Source organism: Stieleria sedimenti (genome assembly GCF_025060895.1).
Lineage (GTDB): Bacteria > Planctomycetota > Planctomycetia > Pirellulales > Pirellulaceae > Stieleria > Stieleria sedimenti.
Window position 1 is genome coordinate 1 of sequence record NZ_JANZKV010000033.1, and the last position, 17,504, is coordinate 17,504.

At 59.6% G+C, this 17,504-nt stretch carries 9 protein-coding genes; 5 read left to right on the forward strand and 4 right to left on the reverse strand.

All coding sequences use genetic code 11. The features are described 5' to 3' along the window. Window positions 1–777 precede the first annotated feature (777 nt). Window positions 778–1,668, forward strand: a complete 891-nt coding sequence (locus tag NZK35_RS04475; protein WP_259631395.1) for a hypothetical protein — start codon at window positions 778–780, stop codon at window positions 1,666–1,668. A gap of 124 nt (window positions 1,669–1,792) precedes the next feature. On the opposite strand, the gene NZK35_RS04480 is transcribed toward NZK35_RS04475, so the two are convergent. The 4 genes from NZK35_RS04480 to NZK35_RS04495 all read right to left on the reverse strand — a co-directional run bounded on the left by NZK35_RS04480 (window position 1,793) and on the right by NZK35_RS04495 (window position 6,861). Then, complete coding sequence (locus NZK35_RS04480; protein ID WP_259631396.1) at window positions 1,793–2,647, reverse strand: hypothetical protein; 855 nt, start codon at window positions 2,645–2,647, stop codon at window positions 1,793–1,795. A gap of 493 nt (window positions 2,648–3,140) precedes the next feature. After that, the gene (locus NZK35_RS04485; protein WP_259631397.1) at window positions 3,141–4,223 is read right to left on the reverse strand and encodes a dipeptidase; all 1,083 of its coding nucleotides are present in this window, start codon (window positions 4,221–4,223) and stop codon (window positions 3,141–3,143) included. Window positions 4,224–4,321: 98 nt separating this feature from the next. Further along, on the reverse strand, window positions 4,322–5,683 hold the full coding sequence (locus tag NZK35_RS04490) for an MFS transporter (protein ID WP_259631398.1): 1,362 nt from the start codon (window positions 5,681–5,683) through the stop codon (window positions 4,322–4,324). Between the two features lie 74 nt (window positions 5,684–5,757). After that, window positions 5,758–6,861: a D-TA family PLP-dependent enzyme gene (locus NZK35_RS04495; protein ID WP_259631399.1), complete on the reverse strand. Its 1,104-nt coding sequence runs from the start codon at window positions 6,859–6,861 to the stop codon at window positions 5,758–5,760. Window positions 6,862–7,224: 363 nt separating this feature from the next. Here NZK35_RS04495 and NZK35_RS04500 point away from each other — a divergent pair, with 363 nt between their 5' ends. The 4 genes from NZK35_RS04500 to rpoB all read left to right on the forward strand — a co-directional run bounded on the left by NZK35_RS04500 (window position 7,225) and on the right by rpoB (window position 17,457). After that, window positions 7,225–10,263 carry a PSD1 and planctomycete cytochrome C domain-containing protein gene (locus NZK35_RS04500; RefSeq protein WP_259631400.1) on the forward strand — a complete coding sequence of 1,013 codons (3,039 nt, stop codon included), beginning with the start codon at window positions 7,225–7,227 and terminating at the stop codon, window positions 10,261–10,263. An 8-nt stretch (window positions 10,264–10,271) separates the two neighbouring features. After that, complete coding sequence (locus NZK35_RS04505; RefSeq protein WP_259631401.1) at window positions 10,272–11,750, forward strand: DUF1501 domain-containing protein; 1,479 nt, start codon at window positions 10,272–10,274, stop codon at window positions 11,748–11,750. A gap of 160 nt (window positions 11,751–11,910) precedes the next feature. Further along, entirely contained in the window at window positions 11,911–13,059 is a 1,149-nt protein-coding gene (locus NZK35_RS04510; protein ID WP_259631402.1) for a DUF5658 family protein, read from the forward strand. A gap of 675 nt (window positions 13,060–13,734) precedes the next feature. Then, a complete protein-coding gene (gene rpoB / locus NZK35_RS04515; RefSeq protein WP_259631403.1) occupies window positions 13,735–17,457 on the forward strand; it encodes a DNA-directed RNA polymerase subunit beta in 3,723 nt (1,240 codons plus the stop codon). The last annotated feature ends 47 nt before the right edge of the window (window positions 17,458–17,504 follow it).

Genomic DNA, 17,504 nt, shown 5'->3' on the forward strand with positions numbered 1-17,504 from the left:
AAGCAGACAGGGCGTCGTTTTTACGTGCCCAAGCAAACCCGCGACCTATTCGGGCAAGCGGCTTAGCAATCCCGCCTCCCAACTCACTCTCCCAAGCAATCAGCCACGCTGCTGAACGTCGCTCGTGATATGCACACGGTGACCGCCGAGGGCGACGCGAACGTAGCGAGTCACCAAATGAGTTGCTCTTTTCCGTTGAGGAGCATTTTCGCATTGTTTCCCGCGTCGAAGTTTGCCTTGCTGTCTCAGTCGGTCGCGATCACGTCACGGTTACAACCTCAGCGCTACCGCCAGCTTTTTGCTTTCTCTGGCCGTCGCTAGCAACTATCGAACTATCGGGGACAGACCCCGAACTATCGGGGACAGACCCCGAACTATCGGGGACAGACCCCGAACTATCGGGGACAGACCCCGAGCAACGACACCAACTATCGGGGACAGACCCCGGAGCAGGGAACTATCGGGGACAGACCCCGAGCAACGACATCAACTATCGGGGACAGACCCCGGAGCAACTACGAGCAACGACAGACCCCGGGGTGAATGGGGACAGACCCCAGGGTGAATGCGGAGCAACTATTCGGGGTGAATGGGGACAGGTGAATGGGGACAGACCCCGAGCAAGACAGGTGAATGGGGACAGACCCCGGGGTGAATGGGGACGGTAAAACGGGGAGAATGGGACAAACTGGGGTGTGTCGTGTAGACGGCTGTTGGCGCGAATGCCAGATTAGGCGTGTCGTGATTGGGGACATTGGTCGTGAAACGATGAAATGAATGGTTCGTCCTCGTCGCGTTGACGTCGCGTCCCCATCGCCTCCCCTCGCCATCGCCTCCCCATGGAGAGACCCGGTGATCTTTGACCCCAATGAATCGCATCAGTTGACCGGCACGCATGCGGCGTTGTATCGCGAGTCGCTCGGCGTGATGCTGGATGTTTTCCGCGAGGCTCTGTTCGACGGGAGCGAAGACTACGTGTCGATCTGGTCCTTCGGCGTCACGTTGTTTGATGAATTGCATTGGCAACAGCAACTGAGTTTGTTGCTCTCGGTTTCCCGCTGTGCCTTGAATGGATCCGGCGATCCCGAGGAGTGGAACGCGCTGGAAAAAGCATCGTTCTACGCCGTCTATCGAAACGTCCTTTCCTATCTCGAAATTGAACGTGACCTGGAACGGATGGATGCGTCGGAAATGGATTACACGCTCGGCGAGGGCGGATTGGATTTGGAGGATGATGACGACGACTATGACGACTACGACGAAGGCGGTGACGAAGGGGAGGAGGACGCACAGAGTTGGCAGGAACTGATCACCGCGGCGTACCAGGAAAAGTGTCTCCGGGAGGGCCTGACACCGGAGGAGATCGAAGCGTACTTGCGATTTACTCCCGACGGCGATGGTGATCTACAGCACTGGTTCAGCTTGCTGGAAAGTCTCGCCGATCAGACGTTGGACGACCGGGACTTTGAGATGGCGGCGACGTTGATGGATGTCGATCCCGAAATCGCGACGGTCATCAAAACCGAGCTCGGGATCCAGCCGGATTACTTCATCGCCACCGCCGACGAACCGTCCAGCGAAGCGGTCAGTGAGATGTTTCAAGAACTGGCTCAGCTTGCCGGAGTGCCTGTGGCCGGTGACCTCGACGATGACGTCGCTCCGTTCTAGGCAGATCTCAACGAACGCGTTGGTCGCTCCTCAAAACAAGATCGGATTGCGCTGCAATTCAATCGCCACGCAATCCGATCGTTTGGTCGAGGCAGTCAAGAGGACCACTCAGCATTTGTTCCGCTCAGTTTTCGCTCGAGATGACGGCTTTGGATTCCCATTTCAGTTCCGTTGTCAGGCGAGTTTGTGCGGTGTCGATGGCTTTCATCAGTTTCTCGGCCAGCAGGTTGATGTCCATGTCTTTGCTCACCAAATCGCCGCCAGCTTCCTGGCCTTGGAGCGGGGCTACCGTTTCCGCTGCGAGTTCACCGAGTTCGATTTCGCCTTGTTCGGCGACGGCACGCAGGTAAACCTGGGCGACGGTCAGGTGCCGCAGTGATTGTCCCACGTCGTAGCGATACTGGTCACGGTCTCGTTCGAGCCGGGCCGATCGGATCTCTTTTTCTTCTGCGGCCAGTTCGGCGGAAACCGGTTTTTTCGTGGGCTGGTACTGGGACGTTTTATGCTGTGGGAAGTCTTGTGTGGCTCGAATCAGGTGCGACTTGGCGATCGCCAGTTCGCCCATCGTTGCCAGCACTTCAATTTCTCGCGGGGTCGGCGGCGTCTCGTTTTCTTGTAGACAGACCGATACTTCGTCGATTTTGTCGGCGATCGTCATGATTCTCGATTCCTCACGGACCATGGCTGCGGACGCGGCCAGCTTGAGCCACGCGGAGCATTTGTCGAGCGTACCGACGAGCGCTGCGTTGTCTGTCGAGGCGGCTTGATTGCGTACCTGCGTCAGATTCTCCAATGCCTCGTAGCAGAGCGGCCAGTAGGCGCTGTTGGACACGATCACCCAGCCACGCAAGTTTTCGGGGCGTTCGTCTCGAATCGTTGGTCGATCGGATTGCTTGGCAGCCGACTCGTCGGCACCGCAATTGCCTGCCCAAACACCAACACCAGCCACCAAAGCAGCGAACGCAAGGGTCATCTTCATTGCTCAACGTCTCATGGGAAAGAGAGAAGGGGATTGAGCTTCGAACAACTCAGCTCATTGCTCTCTCCGCCAACGCAAGGATTGGGCCAATTCGATTGGGCGTCATTGAAAATGCGAGAAAAGGCATCGTTTGGAGTCGAATGCCTGAACACGCCTGTCGCTCACCCGCAGTTCTCGCAATGTTCTGGAAAAAGATTTTCCAGTTCGCCTAAAACATCTTTCCGAAACCGCCTGTGCACGAGTGCTCAGTCCCTCAACTTGAATCCAAATGGAGCTGCGGGCGCTCGAACGCGGACAGCCACCGCCTGGCGAAGAAAGCGACAGCGTTCAGGGACAGACCCTGACCGCAGGCTGTTCAGGGACAGACCCCAACCCCAGGCTCAGGCTGGGGACAGACCCTAATCCCATACAGGCTGGGGACAGACCCTAATCCCAGGCTGGGGACAGACCCTAATCCCCTAATCGACCCTAATCCCCTAATCCCAGGCTGACCCTAATCCCAGGCTTGGCGAAGCACGCGAACAAAGTTGCCATGGAAGATCGCGGCACGATCCGATTCGCTATAGCCACGGCCGGCCAGCAGGCTTTCGAGTTTCTGCAGGTCGGCGATCGTCTCGATATCGCGGGGGCATTGTTCGTTGCCAAAGCCCCCGTCCAAGTCACTGCCCAACCCACAGTGATGGGCGTTGCCGGCCAATTGGCAAACGTGATCGATATGGTTGGCGATGTCTTCGAGTGTGATGTTCATGTCCTTGGGATGAGATTGCCCCCGAACGAATCCGGGCACGACCATCCAAACATCAAACGCCGCCCCGAGCACGCCGCCGCGATCGATCACCGCTTTGATTTGTTCGTCGCTGAACTGCCTCGGATCGTCGACCAAGGCGCGGCACATCTGATGGCTGGCCCAAATCGACCCGCCGAACAGATCCAGGGCTTCCCAAAAGCAGGCGTCGTTGAGGTGTGTGGCATCCAGGATCAGGCCCAACTGATCCATCCGCCGAATCAATTCGCGGCCCTGGTGCGGAAGACCTCCTTCAACGTCGTGCCCCATCGAATAGCGGCCGATCCCGTAGTGCGATGGCCCCAACGCCCGCAATCCGTACTCCCAAGCCCGATCCAAATGGTCCAGCGTGACAATCGAATCGGCACCTTCCAGGGACAAAATGTACCCGATCGGTGCGTTGGCTTTGGCCGCGGCGGTCGGATCGGCCCAGCGTTTGAGATGGCTTTCCAAACCTTGAAGATCCCGGATTTGAAACATCTCGTTCTGTTCTTCCATCTCTCGGTACCAGGCGAGTTGCCCCTGAGTCATCGCCCAAGCCTGCGACGGTGATTCCCAATTGGCGACGAACGAGCGAGGTTTCATGCAGCCGGCGATCTGAGTGGCGACACAGATTCCGATTCCGCCACGGCGCATCTCGCTGAGCGAAACCACGCCTGCCGCTTGGCCCTTCATCAGCGGCGGTAAATTCCGTTCGGCGGCTCGGATTTCGGACACCGGTCGCCGCAGGTCTCGATTCCATTCGATCGCGTTCATGCTGAGATCGAGGTGGGCGTCAAAAATCAAGTTCATCGTTCGTCCGGGCGGAGCAGGGGAGGGGAGGGGTGAAATGGAGGTTCCAAGGCACGACGCGGAGACTGATAGCACACTGAGTGATGAAAACGCTGCCGTTACGAATCGGATGAGATCGCTTCGGAATCCGGTCGGCGGATCTGCCGAGTCGCATCAGTCCCGAGCACGGCGATCGCGGCCAAAAAGTACATGCCCGCGCAGGTCAAGAACACGTAGGTCTCTCCGCTGCCAGACGTTTCGCCGAGTGTCATCAACCGTGGCACCACGATCGAACTGGCCGCGGCGCCGAAGTTGCCCCACATGTTCCCCCAGCCGAACACGGCGGCGGTGTTTCGCCCGCCCACATCTTGCATGAACGCCCAGACCGTCGGGTTGCCGATGTCGGTCATCAGTGACACCATCGCGCAGCACGCCACGACCCACCAGACCGACTGGTAGCTCAAACAGCCGAGGTAGGCAAACCCGGCCAGACAACACGTGACGGTCAGCGGCACGATCCGACCCCAACGGTGCCCCAACCGCACGACGGCGTGATTGCCCAGCCAGCCGCCGATCAACTGGCCGGGAATGGCGATGGCCAGCACCCCGGTGACCATCAGCGAACCGAGCAACGCTTCGACGCCGCGTTCTTCTTTTAAGAACGTCGGCAGCCAGGTGATCAAAAACGCCCAACCGAACACCAAGCAGAACTGGGCCAGCGAATTGAGCCACAGCGAGCGACTTTGAATGATCGCCAACATCATCGGTCCGATGTCGCGAAGGTTTGTTGTCGCCGCGGCCGTTTCAGCGGCCGATTGATCCGAGCGGCCGATCCATTCCAGTTCCGCATCATTGACCCCCGCGTGCTCCTCCGGCCGGTTTCGAACGATCACGTAATAGGCGACCGCGACGATCAACCCGATGACGCAATACAGATACAGCACGTAGCGCCAGCTGCTGAGCTGGAAAACAAGAAACGTGGTCAGGAACGGGGCCAGCGTTCCGCCGAGTCGCCCGCCGATCGAGACGAAGGAACTGGCCTGGGCGCGGGCGCGAAAGTGAAACCAATTGCGGATCACGCCACTGCTGGTCGCGTACGCGCCCGCTTGGGCGACACCGAAGGCCAGCCGCGCGACCAGCAAGGCGCCCAGCGTCGCCCCCATGCCCGACCATCCGGTCAACAGCGACCACGCGAGGATGTAAAACGTCAGCATGATCCGTCCGCCGAACCGATCGCTGGCCCAGCCCGAAGGCACTTGAAAGAGCGCGTAGGCAAAAAAGAAAGCGCCCAACACTTCACCGATTTCTTCTCGTGAGGCCCCCTTGAAATCGTTCAGGAAGGAATCGCTCTTGACGATTTCGCCAAGGCAGACACGGTCCAGATACAGCATGAACGCCATCAACACGCTGACGGCGATGATCCGTTTTCGCACCGACGTGGGGTGGCTGTCGACGTGGGTTGAATCAGGGGGGGAATCCATGTGTTTCTGCCTGAGAGAGCATCGTGCGAGTAAGCGGGTGGGAGAGGCTGGAAGCCGCGTCCCACGGGCGTTGTTCAAATGGTGATCCGTCTGGTTCTGGCCACAACGGGCCAGGGCTCGACGGCGCGTCCCTTGTCGACGCACCAGACTTCCGCGTGCAAGGCGACCGTCGGGCAGATGTGGGTGGGAACGCCATACAGCACGGTGCCGACGGGATACTCATCCGCACGATCGGTCTTCAGCACCAAGTGTTCTTCGCTGTGCCCCACGGCTTCGGCGTCTTCGAGTCCAAAAAACGTGACCCGCGGAGGCTGCATTTCCGAGGCGACCGCTTTGTAGCCCAGGTCGATGCAAAGGAGTCTTGGGGCGGGCCGACTGATCACGCGAGCCAGCAACACGGCGGCCTGATCGACTTCCATCGGCGGCGTGAAGGTCGGCTGACCGGCGTCCCAAAGCACCGACGTTCCCGCGCTGACTTCGATGTCTTGCTCGGCGGCCAAGATGCTGGACGAGACCGTGCCGCAGCCGACGACTTTGGGGACCGCCAAGCCTTCGGCCAGAAGTTCCCGTCGCAAGTCCCACACCGGCTCAAACGCGGCGGCAACCTGTCGCCGAACCAACGCCTCGTCGGTGTCATGGATGTGTCCGTCGTAGGCGTGCAGCCCAGCCGGACGAAGCCCCTCGGCGGCGGCAAGGAAGCGGTACAGCGCAACGGCGTCGGCGTTGGGTGCAATGCCGGTCCGGTTCATCCCGATGTTCAAATCGATCAACACGTCCACGCTGACTTGCCGCCGCTGAGCGGCCTCGGAGAGCGACTGGGCGATCCGGGGTGCGTCGACGATCGTCGAAAACTGGGTTTGGGGAAACGCACCGACGAGTTCCACCAGCCGTCGGATGTTGGGCCCGACGGGTTGGTAGGCGAGGAGCACATCGCGTCCGCCGGCCGCCGCGGTCATCTCCGCCTCGGCGATCGTGGAGGTTTTAAATTTGCTGATCCCGGCCTCCAGCTTCATCTGAATGATCTGTGGCAACTTGTGCGTCTTGACGTGTGGTCGCAAACGATCGACGCCTGCCCAGGCAATCATGCGTCGAAGATTGGCCCGCACGCGATCGGGATAGATCAGTAGGGTCGGGGAGGGGATTTCGTCGGCGTTCTCGAGTTCGTACCAGGACGGCATCAATTCGTTTTCGGGGATAACCGGAGGGATGGGCGGGAGGCCGTCAATCGCGGTGAAGCGGAACTTCGGCGGCGGGGGACCGGAGTATAACGGCGACGATGCGTCGAGGGGGGCGCGGCCTTGCGGCGACTGACTTGTTCGACCCTCCCCTCGCTTCGCTCGACCCTCCCCGGCAGGGAGGGTGACTTAAGAACCGACGTGATCTCCTGCAAGAGGTTGACTTGGACCTGGTCGCATGAATCACGTCGTCAATTGCTGCGGAGGCTCGTAAATGATTTACAATGGATCGCAGATCAGCCTCCCTCCCCATGCATCCCGCCGCTTCAGATCACGTTGAAACAGCACGCCCTCCCCCGCCCCGCCATGAGTTTGCTCAAGTTTCCTGATGTCGTTCTGGCTGGAGTCATTGTCACGACGTCGTTTGTGTCGGTCGTTGCTGCCGAGCCCGAGTCGACGCCCTCGGTTGACTTTGCCAAGGACGTTTACCCGATCTTGCAGCGGTCTTGCTTTGAATGCCATGGGTCGGAAAAGCAGGAGGCCGGTTTGCGTTTGGATCGCCGTCATGATCTGCTTGAGTCGGGTTCGGTCGAGCCGGGGAATCCGCAAGAGAGTGAACTGTTGCGACGTGTGATCTTGCCTCGCGGGCACGACGAAATCATGCCGGCGATCGGCGATCCCTTGTCCGCATCACAGGTCGACGCGCTGCGTCGCTGGATCGCCGCCGGAGCGGTTTGGCCGGAAACGTTCGTCGCAGCGCAGCACTGGGCCTACGTCGCCCCGCGCCGTCCCAGCTTGCCGGACGTTCGCGACACCGCGTGGCCGCAATCGCCGATCGACCATTTCGTGCTGCACCGACTTGAAACGGAGAACCTGACTCCTGCGCCGAAGGCGCGGCCGGAGAAACTGATCCGTCGGTTGTACCTGGACTTAATCGGATTGCCGCCGACGCCCAGCGAGGTTGATGCATTCGTGCGCGATCCGAGCCGCCGGCATTACGAGTCGATCGTCGATTCCTTGCTCAGTCGTCCCCAGTTCGGCGAACGCTGGGCGCGTCCCTGGTTGGATCTGGCACGCTATGCGGATTCGCATGGATTTCAACGCGACAACTTTCGCGACATCTGGGCCTATCGCGATTGGGTGATCCACGCGCTCAACAACGACATGCCATTTGATCAGTTCACGATCGAGCAAGTCGCCGGCGACTTGTTGCCCGGCGCGACGGCGTCACAGAAAATCGCAACGGGGTTCCACCGCTGCACGCCGACTAACGTCGAAGCCGGATCGCTGCCCGAAGAAACCCGTATCGAACAAGTCATCGACCGGGTCAACACGACCGGCGCCGTATGGTTAGGGACGACCCTGGAATGTTGCCAGTGTCATGATCACAAGTACGATCCGTTTACAACGAAAGAGTACTATCGGTTGTTGGCCTATTTCAACAACACGGTGCAGGAAGCGGACCGGGCCAACCCCAAGCAACCGTCGTCGATCAAGTTCCAAGGTCCCAGCATGCCTTTGGAAGATCCGCCGCGCGATCAGCAACGCATGGCGCTTCAGCGGCAACTTGATGACGTCAAAGGGCGACAACAGCAGCTCCGTGAGCAACTGTCCGCCGGTCTGGACGAGTGGGGCAAAGAGCTTTCCAAGTCGGTCGCTCAATCGCCGCAGGCACACACGCTTGAGATCATCGAGTTTGAATCCGAAGGCTCGACCGACTCCTATGAGCGCCTTGACGACGGTTCGATCTTGCTGCAAGGCGGTGACCCGCCGGACAAGGACCAGTACAGGGTTCTGGCGACGGCCCAGACGCCTCGTGTCACTGCGATTCGCTTGGACGTCTTGCTCGACGAGTCGCTTCCCGATCAAGGACCGGGGCGAAACGAACGCCGTAATTTTGTCTTGAACGATTTTCAGGTGGAGCGTGTTGCAAACGCCGGGGCCGATTCTGGGGCCGAGACGGATGAGCGAAATCAGTCGCTTTCCTTCACGGCGGCGAAGGCGAGTTTTTCGCAACAGAACTATCCCGTGGCCGGTGCGATCGATGACGATCCGAAGAGTGGCTGGGCGATTTCGCCGCAACAGGGCAAACCGCACTGGGCGACGTTTGTATTGGACGAGCCGATCGAGCTTGCGGCAGATCAACCGTTGGCGATCACGATGACGCAACACTTCGGGCGAGCGCTGACCATCGGTCGCTTCAAGCTTTCGGTCGTGACCGGAGACGTTGACGCCGAAGCCGTCCCCGAGGCGATCGCCCGGGCAGCGCGAAAGTCTCCGGCCGAATGGTCAGACAAGGAACGCAAAACGCTGGTCCAATTCCGGGTCGAGCGGGACAGGGCATTCAAAGCACTCGACAAGCAGATCGCTCAGTTGCAAAAGCAGATCAACCAGCTGTCGCCCGACACGACGTTGGTGATGATTGAACTGGATCAGCCGCGAACGTCCGCGGTATTTGAGCGGGGCGATTATCGCTCGCCGGGCGATCCGGTTCAGCCCGGCACCCCGGCGGTCTTGCACCCGCGCCCCGACGGGCCGGAGACCCGTCTGACGCTGGCCCGTTGGTTGGTCTCGCGCGACAACCCGCTCGTGGCTCGCGTGACCGTCAATCGTTGGTGGATGGAACTTTTCGGCGCCGGCATTGTCACCACACCGGAGGATTTTGGCATCAAGGGCGAACCGCCGTCGCACCCTCAACTGCTTGATTGGCTGGCGATCGAGTTGATGGACAGGGGGTGGTCGATGAAAGGTCTGCTCAAGACCATCGTCACGTCGGCGACGTATCAGCAATCGTCCAACCTGCGTGATGAACTTCGCGACCTCGACGCCGAGAACCGTCTGCTGGCGCGTGGGCCGCGGTTCCGAATGGATGCCGAGATGATTCGCGACAACGCGCTGGCGATTTCCGGCTTGCTGAGTTTGCGTCAGCACGGCCCATCGATTCGCCCCTACCAACCCGACGGCGTTTGGTCCAAGGTCGGCGGCGAGGCGTATGACTACGAAGTCAGCCCGGGCGGCGAGCGGTATCGGCGTGGCATCTACGTCGTCGTCAAACGCGGCTCGCCGTATCCCAGTTTCATCAATTTCGACGCCACCGCGCGTTTGGCCTGCACCGTCAAGCGTTCTCGGACCAACACACCGTTGCAAGCGTTAACCTTGCTGAATGATCCGGTTTACGTCGAAGCCGCCCGAGCCCTGTCGTCAAGAATTGCGGCCGAGAGGGGCGAGGCATCGATCGACGACCAAATCGCGTTTGCTTTTCAGTGGTGCACGGCGCGGCAACCGAACGCCAGTGAGCTTGCGACGCTCCGTCATCTTTATCGTCAGCAATCGGGTTCTGCCGATCCGATGTACGGCGTCGCCACCGCACTGCTGAACTTGCATGAAACCATCACCAAAGACTGAGTCTTCTGATGACCCCATCACCTTTCGCAACGAATCGTCATCGCATGTCGCGTCACGAAGTGAATTCCAAGTCCCAGGCTGACCAAGCCTCTCGGGGTGACGCCGTCCGGTTCGACCGGCGTGGGTTTCTCGGTACCGGAGGGATCGGATTCGGCTCGATCGCGCTGGCGTCACTGCTGAGTGAAGATTCGTTCGCCGCGACCGCCGGGCCGCATTTTACGCCGCGCGCCAAGCATGTGATTTATCTGCACATGATCGGGGCGCCGTCGCAGTTGGATTTGTTTCAGGAAAAACCCGAACTGGTCAAACGACACAACCAGCCTTGTCCGCCGGAGGTTACCAAGGGACGCGACTTTGCGTTCATCGGCAAGACCTCCACGCTCGCCGGTTCGCCGTGGAAGTTTGCTCGGCAAGGCCAGTGCGGGCACACGATGAGCGAGTTGTGGCCGCACCTGAGCCAGGTCGCGGACGAATTGGCGTTCATTCATTCGATGCACACCGACGAAATCAATCACGCCCCAGCCCAGATGTTCTTGCACTCCGGGTTCGGTCGCGGCGGGCGGCCCAGTTTTGGTTCTTGGGTCAGCTACGGACTCGGCTCGGAAAACAAAGACCTGCCGGGATACGTGGTGATGCTCAGTGGGCCGGCCGGCGGGGCGGGCACCAGCATGTGGTCGCCCGGCTTTTTACCGAGCATCTATCAGGGCATTCAATTTCGTTCCAAGGGCGATCCGGTTTTGTTCCTTTCCAACCCCGAAGGCCGTTCGATGCAGGAACGCCGGCAAGTCTTGGACGCCTTGGAGGAACTCAACGAGCAGCAACGCTTGGCGACCGGGGACGAGGAGATCGCGACGCGGATCAGCCAGTACGAGATGTCGTATCGGATGCAAATGTCGGTCCCCGAACTGATGAGCCTGGACGGGGAGACGGAGGAGACCTTGGCGCTGTATGGCGCCGAGCCGGGTAACGCGTCGTTCGCCAACAACTGCTTGCTGGCCAGGCGGTTGGTCGAGCGCGGCGTCCGGCTGATCGAGCTTTACGATTCCGATTGGGACCATCACGGTAACATCGAAAAGCGTCTGCCGGAGAAATGTCGGCAGACCGATCGCCCGATTGCCGCGCTGATCGGTGATCTGAAGCGACGCGGTTTGCTCAACGACACGCTGATCATTTGGGGATCAGAGTTCGGGCGTACACCACTGAACCAGGGCAGCAATAAGGGCCAGGGGCTGTCCGGCAGGGACCACCATAAGGACGCGTTCACGTGCTGGCTGGCCGGCGGCGGGGTCAAGGGCGGCGTCCGCTATGGGAAGACCGATGAATTCGGCATGGATGTGGTCCAGGACGGCGTGCACGTTCACGACCTCAACGCCACCGTGTTGCACCTGTTGGGGCTCGATCACGAGCGACTGACGTATCGTTATCAGGGGCGAGAGTTCCGCTTGACGGATGTGGAAGGGCGCATCGTCCGCGAACTGCTGGCGTAGGTTCAATGACACGCGACAGGCCGTTGAGCCGATGGCATGCCAATAACCTGCAGCCTGAAAATCTTATGCGAAACTTTCGGGGGTCAATCGGATTCAATACCGCAGGGCGCTGCCTTTCGCCTTGGGGCTTACCAAGTTCGCATCTAGATCGAGGAATCCGATGGATCGTTCAGTGTTTGGCTTTCAGATTGCGTGGCTCTGCCTGCTTGCGGCACTGATGGGGGCCGGTCCGATGGCCGGAACGGGGTGGGCGGAGTCCATCGGCGGCAGCCCGAAGATGCAAGGGTTCATCTTTTTGGAGGGGCAGTATTTGCCCGCGCCCTATCAGATCGACTATGACGGGGGTGTGGTGACGATCAACGGCCACGCCTTCAAGGCAGATGCGTTCGATTTGACCGGCTACCAGGCACGGGAGCGGGAGCGCGAGCGTGAAGGGCGTTTCGGCCGGCGGCGTCCGCGTTGGGGGCGAGAGGCTCGGGTGACACCCGGTGATCCACAGCTTCAACGGGTCAACTATTCCGAAGATGCTTGGCGTTTCCGCGAACCTGCGGAGGCTTCGTCTGCGGACCTTCCTCGTCGATTCTTTGAGGACATCCAATCGGTCAACTTCGGCATGATCGTTGTTCTCTACTCGGGGGAGCGGCCGCTGTTGCTGTATCCCGAACAGGGAGGAGTGGAATTGCTTCGAGCATTGCATGGCTCCGACGGCACGTCAGCCATGACGCAGATTTCCAGCCGTTTGGAACCGGCCGATGCGAATTGGGACCGATTGTTGACGGAATTCCAGCCGACTCCGGAGTTCAGCGAGCGTGTGGAGGCGAAACTGAAGAAATTCGACCAAGCGGAAGCCGATGGCGAGCGAGTGGCCGCAGCGACCCAGTGGATTTCCAAGATCTCTTACCCGTTGACGGTGTTCGCGATGGCGGTGGTGGTGCTCGGTTTCGGCCACTTGCTGTCCAACCGCCCTCAGATCGAGAGTTCGGGAACAGATCCGACCGACTGGTCCAAACATCGCAAGGTGGTGGGGCAATCGCTGTTGATCGTCGCGTTGCTCTCGGTGGTGGATTTGGTCTGGACGTTAGGGACTGCGAATGCGGGGCTGATGCGTGAGCTTAATCCGTTGGGCAGCGGGATGATCGACGAGCCGGTTCGCTTGTTCTTGTTCAAGGCGACCGTCACGGGGGTGTCGATCGGCATTCTGTATCGGCTGCACCGACGGCCGGTCGCCCAGGTGGCGTCCTGGTGGTGTTGTTTGTTGCTGACGCTGTTGACGGCCCGCTGGGTGATGTTTCAGTCGATGTTTCTGTAACCGGGCTGTCGAGCGGAAGTTGACGCCGCACCAGCTCAAAATTTCGTCAATTTTCTCACTTGGCCCAAAAAACAGCGGCGGGGGGCTGGTGGGGATCGGCGGTGAATGTCGCTAAGTTGTTTTGTTGTAGAGGTTTGCGCTGAAAACGGAAGTCCCAGCACAATCCGGGCCAGTCAAGCGGGTTGGGCTTTCGTAATAGCGGCCGTTGTGATATTCTCCCACATCGAGCCTAGGTTCCAGCCGTCTATATCCGTGTCGATGGCCCAATTTTATCCGCGTTGATCGTCAGGGATGCCCGCCCGTGCGTTCTGTGATTGTATCAAAACCGCGGACCACTATTGGTCAGATTGTTTTGGCGAACGCGTTTCCCGCAACCGAATTGATGATTCCTGTTTCTGCCGTTCTGCGGCGGGAACCGGTCTTGGCGATCGCTGTTTGTGGATATAGCGACTCCGGGTCCTGGCTTCAACGTTTCCGGCCCAATTCTCTCCAGCGACCCAATGTCCGCCAATCCGATTCGCCACGTCAATCGGAAAATCGACCCGTTCGGGGTCATCGAACCTTTCGGGGTCTTTGTGTTGTCGCAGCAGCAGTGCTTGTAGCAGTTCGGTCGAAACCCATTCGATAGCCGTCCGAGATCATGGATCTCAAGTCCAGCAGGAGCTTTCTTTACCGATGGCAGTTACGTCCCAGCGTCGTCTGATCCCCACAACCGTACGTCACTTTGGAACCGATCTGGGTGGCTTTGAGCTGCCTGATCTGACCGCCTTGCAGACGGCTTCCTACAAGGAATTCTTGCAAGAAGACGTCAACTCACTTGCTCGCGAAGACAAAGGGCTTGAAAGCGTCCTGCGAGAAATTTTCCCGATCGCCAGCTACGACGGGAATATCACCCTTGAGTACCTGCGTTACGAGCTGGGCAAGCCTCGCTACACGAGCCAGGAATGTCGGCAGTTGCGTCTGACCTATGGGATGCCGCTTCGGATTTGGCTGCGGCTGAATCGCGAAGAGCCCCATGAGGAAGAGGTGTACTTGGGCGACATGCCGATCATGATGGGCGGCGGCGAGTTCATCATCAATGGTGCCGAGCGCGTCGTCGTCAGCCAGCTTCACCGCTCGCCCGGTGTCGATTTTGTCTGGGACACAGACACGACGACCGACCGCAAATTGCCTTCGTGCCGGGTGATCCCCGAACGCGGCAGTTGGGTGGAGTTCAACGTGACGAAAAAAGACGCGTTGACCGTTCGTATCGACCAGAGCGGAAAGTTCGCGGCGACGACGCTGTTGCGCGCGATGGATCCGAAGTATTCGACCGACGCCGACATCCTGCAAGCGTTTTACCCGACCCGCACCGAGAAGCTTTCCAGCGTCAAAAGCGCCGCGAAGATCGAAGGCAAGATCGCGGTCGACGATGTCGTGTTCCCCAGCGGTTCCGAACGTGCCGGTGAAATCATCATCGAAGCCGCCCACCGGATTACCAAGGAGATCGCCGAAGCGATCTGCGTCGCCGGTGTGACCAGCATCCAGTGCATGGACGCTCCCAAGGTTCCGGTGATCTTCAACACGTTGATGGAAGACAACACCGCCAGCCACGAAGAAGCGTTGTTGCGAATCTACCAACGGCTTCGTCCCGGCAACCCGCCGCAACTGGAAAAGGCGCGTGTGCTGTTCGAAGAAAAGTTCTACGACGACAACCGCTACCGGCTCGGCAAAGTCGGCCGATTCCGTTTGAATCGAAAGCTCGGTTTGGGCGTCAGCGAGTCGGTGATGACGCTGCGACCGGACGACATCATCGAGTCGATTCGCTACCTGATCGAACTGTTCGACCCGGACAGCGATGCGGAAATCGACGACATCGATCACCTGGGCAACCGCCGACTACGAACGATCGACGAACTCGCCTGCGAAGAACTCCGCAAAGGATTCTTGAAGCTGCGCCGTACGGTGCAGGAGCGGATGAGCGTCAAAGATGCCCAAGACATGACGCCGCGGTCCTTGATCAATCCCAAGAGCGTCTCCGCGGCGATCGACTATTTCTTCGGCCGTGGCGAGCTGTCCCAGGTCGTTGACCAGACCAACCCGCTCAGCCAGTTGACACACGAACGTCGGCTGTCGGCACTCGGCCCGGGCGGCTTGAACCGTAAACGGGCCGGTTTCGAAGTTCGCGACGTGCACATTTCGCACTACGGACGGATCTGCCCGATTGAGACCCCTGAAGGCACGAACATCGGTCTGATCAGCTCGTTGGCAATCTACGCCGGCGTCGATGATTACGGATTTTTGATCACCCCGTATCGCTGCGTCAAAGAAGGCGTGGTGACCGACGAAGTGGTGTGGTTGCGGGCCGACGAAGAAAACGAAGCCTATGTGGCTCCGGCCGACACCGAGGTCAAGGATGCAGCGTTGGTCCCTGGACCGAACTTGATCGCCCGGGTCCGGAGTGACTTCAAGATCGTGCAGCCCAATCAGGTCAACTACATGGACGTCGCGCCGAGCCAGATGGTGGGCGTTTCGGCCGGTCTGATTCCGTTCCTCGAGCACGACGACGCCAACCGCGCGTTGATGGGTTCGAACATGCAGCGACAAGCCGTTCCGTTGCTGGTCGCCGAGCCACCGATCGTCGGCACCGGGATGGAACGCCAGGTCGCACGCAACAGTGCGATGGTGGTGCGTGCCCGTCGCGCCGGCAAAGTCACTTACGTCGATTCGAGCCGAATCGAAATCGGCAGCGATCACTACGAGCTGAAGAAGTACCAGGGGCTTAACGAACGCACCTGTCAAAACCAAAAACCGTTGGTGCGACTGGGTGATGACGTCACCCAAGGGCAGATCATCGCCGATGGTGCCGCGACCCGGGACGGGGAGCTGGCGCTGGGGCGAAACGTTCTGGTCGGGTTCATGTCTTTCGACGGGTTCAACTACGAAGACGCGATCATCATCAGCGAAGAACTGGTGCGGAACGACACCTACACGTCGATTCACATCGAAGACTTTGACGTCGAAATCCGCGAAACCAAACTCGGCCGCGAAGAGTTCACGCGGGACATCCCCAACGTCAGCGAAAAGGCGCTTCGCAACCTTGACGAAAACGGGATCGTCCAAGTCGGGACGTACGTCAAACCGGGCGACATCCTGGTCGGCAAGGTCAGCCCGAAAAGCAAGACCGAACTGACGCCGGAAGAGAAGTTGCTGCACGCGATCTTTGGTCGCGCCGGTGAAGATGTCAAGAACGATTCGTTGGAGGTTCCCTCGGGGATCGAAGGCATCGTCATCGATACCCACAAGTTCTCCCGACGCATGAGTCTGTCCGAAGACGAGCGGAAGGAGTTCGAGCGTGAGTTGAAGGAGGTCGAGGCGGCCGGTAACGCGGAGATCGCCAGCACCTTTGAATCGCTGGTCCGCGACCTGGAAGAAGCCGCCGGTGCGAAGCTGAAAGATTCCACCGGGACCCCGCTTGCCGACGGTCAGGATCCGAAGTTCGTCGCCGAACGCGCCATCGCGTTCCGACTCGATCACATCATGGATCAGGTCAAGGGCGAAGACAAACAGGAAGCGGTCCAGAAGGTTTACGACACCCAGTGGTCCAACGTCGAAGTCGCGATCGATCTTCGCGACCGAAAGCTCAACAGCATGAAGCGGGGTGACGAACTTCGCAGCGGCGTGTTGCAGATGGCCAAGGTCTACATCGCCACCAAGCGTGTGATCAGCGTCGGTGACAAGATGGCCGGTCGACACGGAAACAAGGGTGTGATCGCCAAGATCTTGCCGGTCGCCGACATGCCGTTTTTGCCCGACGGAACGCCGCTGCAAATCCTGCTCAACCCGCTGGGCGTTCCCAGCCGGATGAACGTCGGCCAGATTCTCGAGACGCACTTGGGATGGGCCGGGGCGAAGTTGGGCTTCCAGTCCATCACGCCGGTCTTCAACGGTGCCAGCGAAGAAGATATCAACGAGGCCCTGGACGAAGCAGGATTGCCGCGTCACGGGAAAGTCCGCTTGAGCGATGGACGCACCGGCGAACCGATGGAACAGGAGACGACGGTCGGCTACATCTACATGCTGAAACTGCACCACCTGGTCGACGACAAGGTTCACGCACGAAGTACGGGTCCTTATTCGTTGATCACCCAACAACCGCTCGGCGGAAAGGCACGCTTCGGCGGCCAACGCTTCGGCGAGATGGAAGTCTGGGCTTTGGAAGCCTACGGTGCCGCGTACATCCTGCAGGAACTGTTGACCGTCAAGAGCGACGACGTGGAAGGCCGCACCAAGATTTACGAATCGATGGTCAAGGGAGAGAACACGTTGGAAGCCGGTACACCGGCCAGCTTCGACGTCTTGACCAACGAGATCCGAGGATTGGCGTTGAACATGCAGCTTGAAAAGAGACCGATTTAGAGCTCTGCGAACAGCTGGCTGCGTCAACCACGCGGTCAGCTCGGCCG

Coding starts and splice junctions, on each gene's coding strand:
- rpoB (WP_259631403.1), top strand. CDS start 13,735: ATGGCAGTTACGTCCCAGCGTCGTCTGATCCCCACAACCGTACGTCAC.
- NZK35_RS04490 (WP_259631398.1), bottom strand. CDS start 5,683: ATGGATTCCCCCCCTGATTCAACCCACGTCGACAGCCACCCCACGTCG.
- NZK35_RS04505 (WP_259631401.1), top strand. CDS start 10,272: ATGACCCCATCACCTTTCGCAACGAATCGTCATCGCATGTCGCGTCAC.
- NZK35_RS04480 (WP_259631396.1), bottom strand. CDS start 2,647: ATGAAGATGACCCTTGCGTTCGCTGCTTTGGTGGCTGGTGTTGGTGTT.
- NZK35_RS04495 (WP_259631399.1), bottom strand. CDS start 6,861: ATGCCGTCCTGGTACGAACTCGAGAACGCCGACGAAATCCCCTCCCCG.
- NZK35_RS04485 (WP_259631397.1), bottom strand. CDS start 4,223: ATGAACTTGATTTTTGACGCCCACCTCGATCTCAGCATGAACGCGATC.
- NZK35_RS04475 (WP_259631395.1), top strand. CDS start 778: ATGGTTCGTCCTCGTCGCGTTGACGTCGCGTCCCCATCGCCTCCCCTC.
- NZK35_RS04500 (WP_259631400.1), top strand. CDS start 7,225: ATGAGTTTGCTCAAGTTTCCTGATGTCGTTCTGGCTGGAGTCATTGTC.
- NZK35_RS04510 (WP_259631402.1), top strand. CDS start 11,911: ATGGATCGTTCAGTGTTTGGCTTTCAGATTGCGTGGCTCTGCCTGCTT.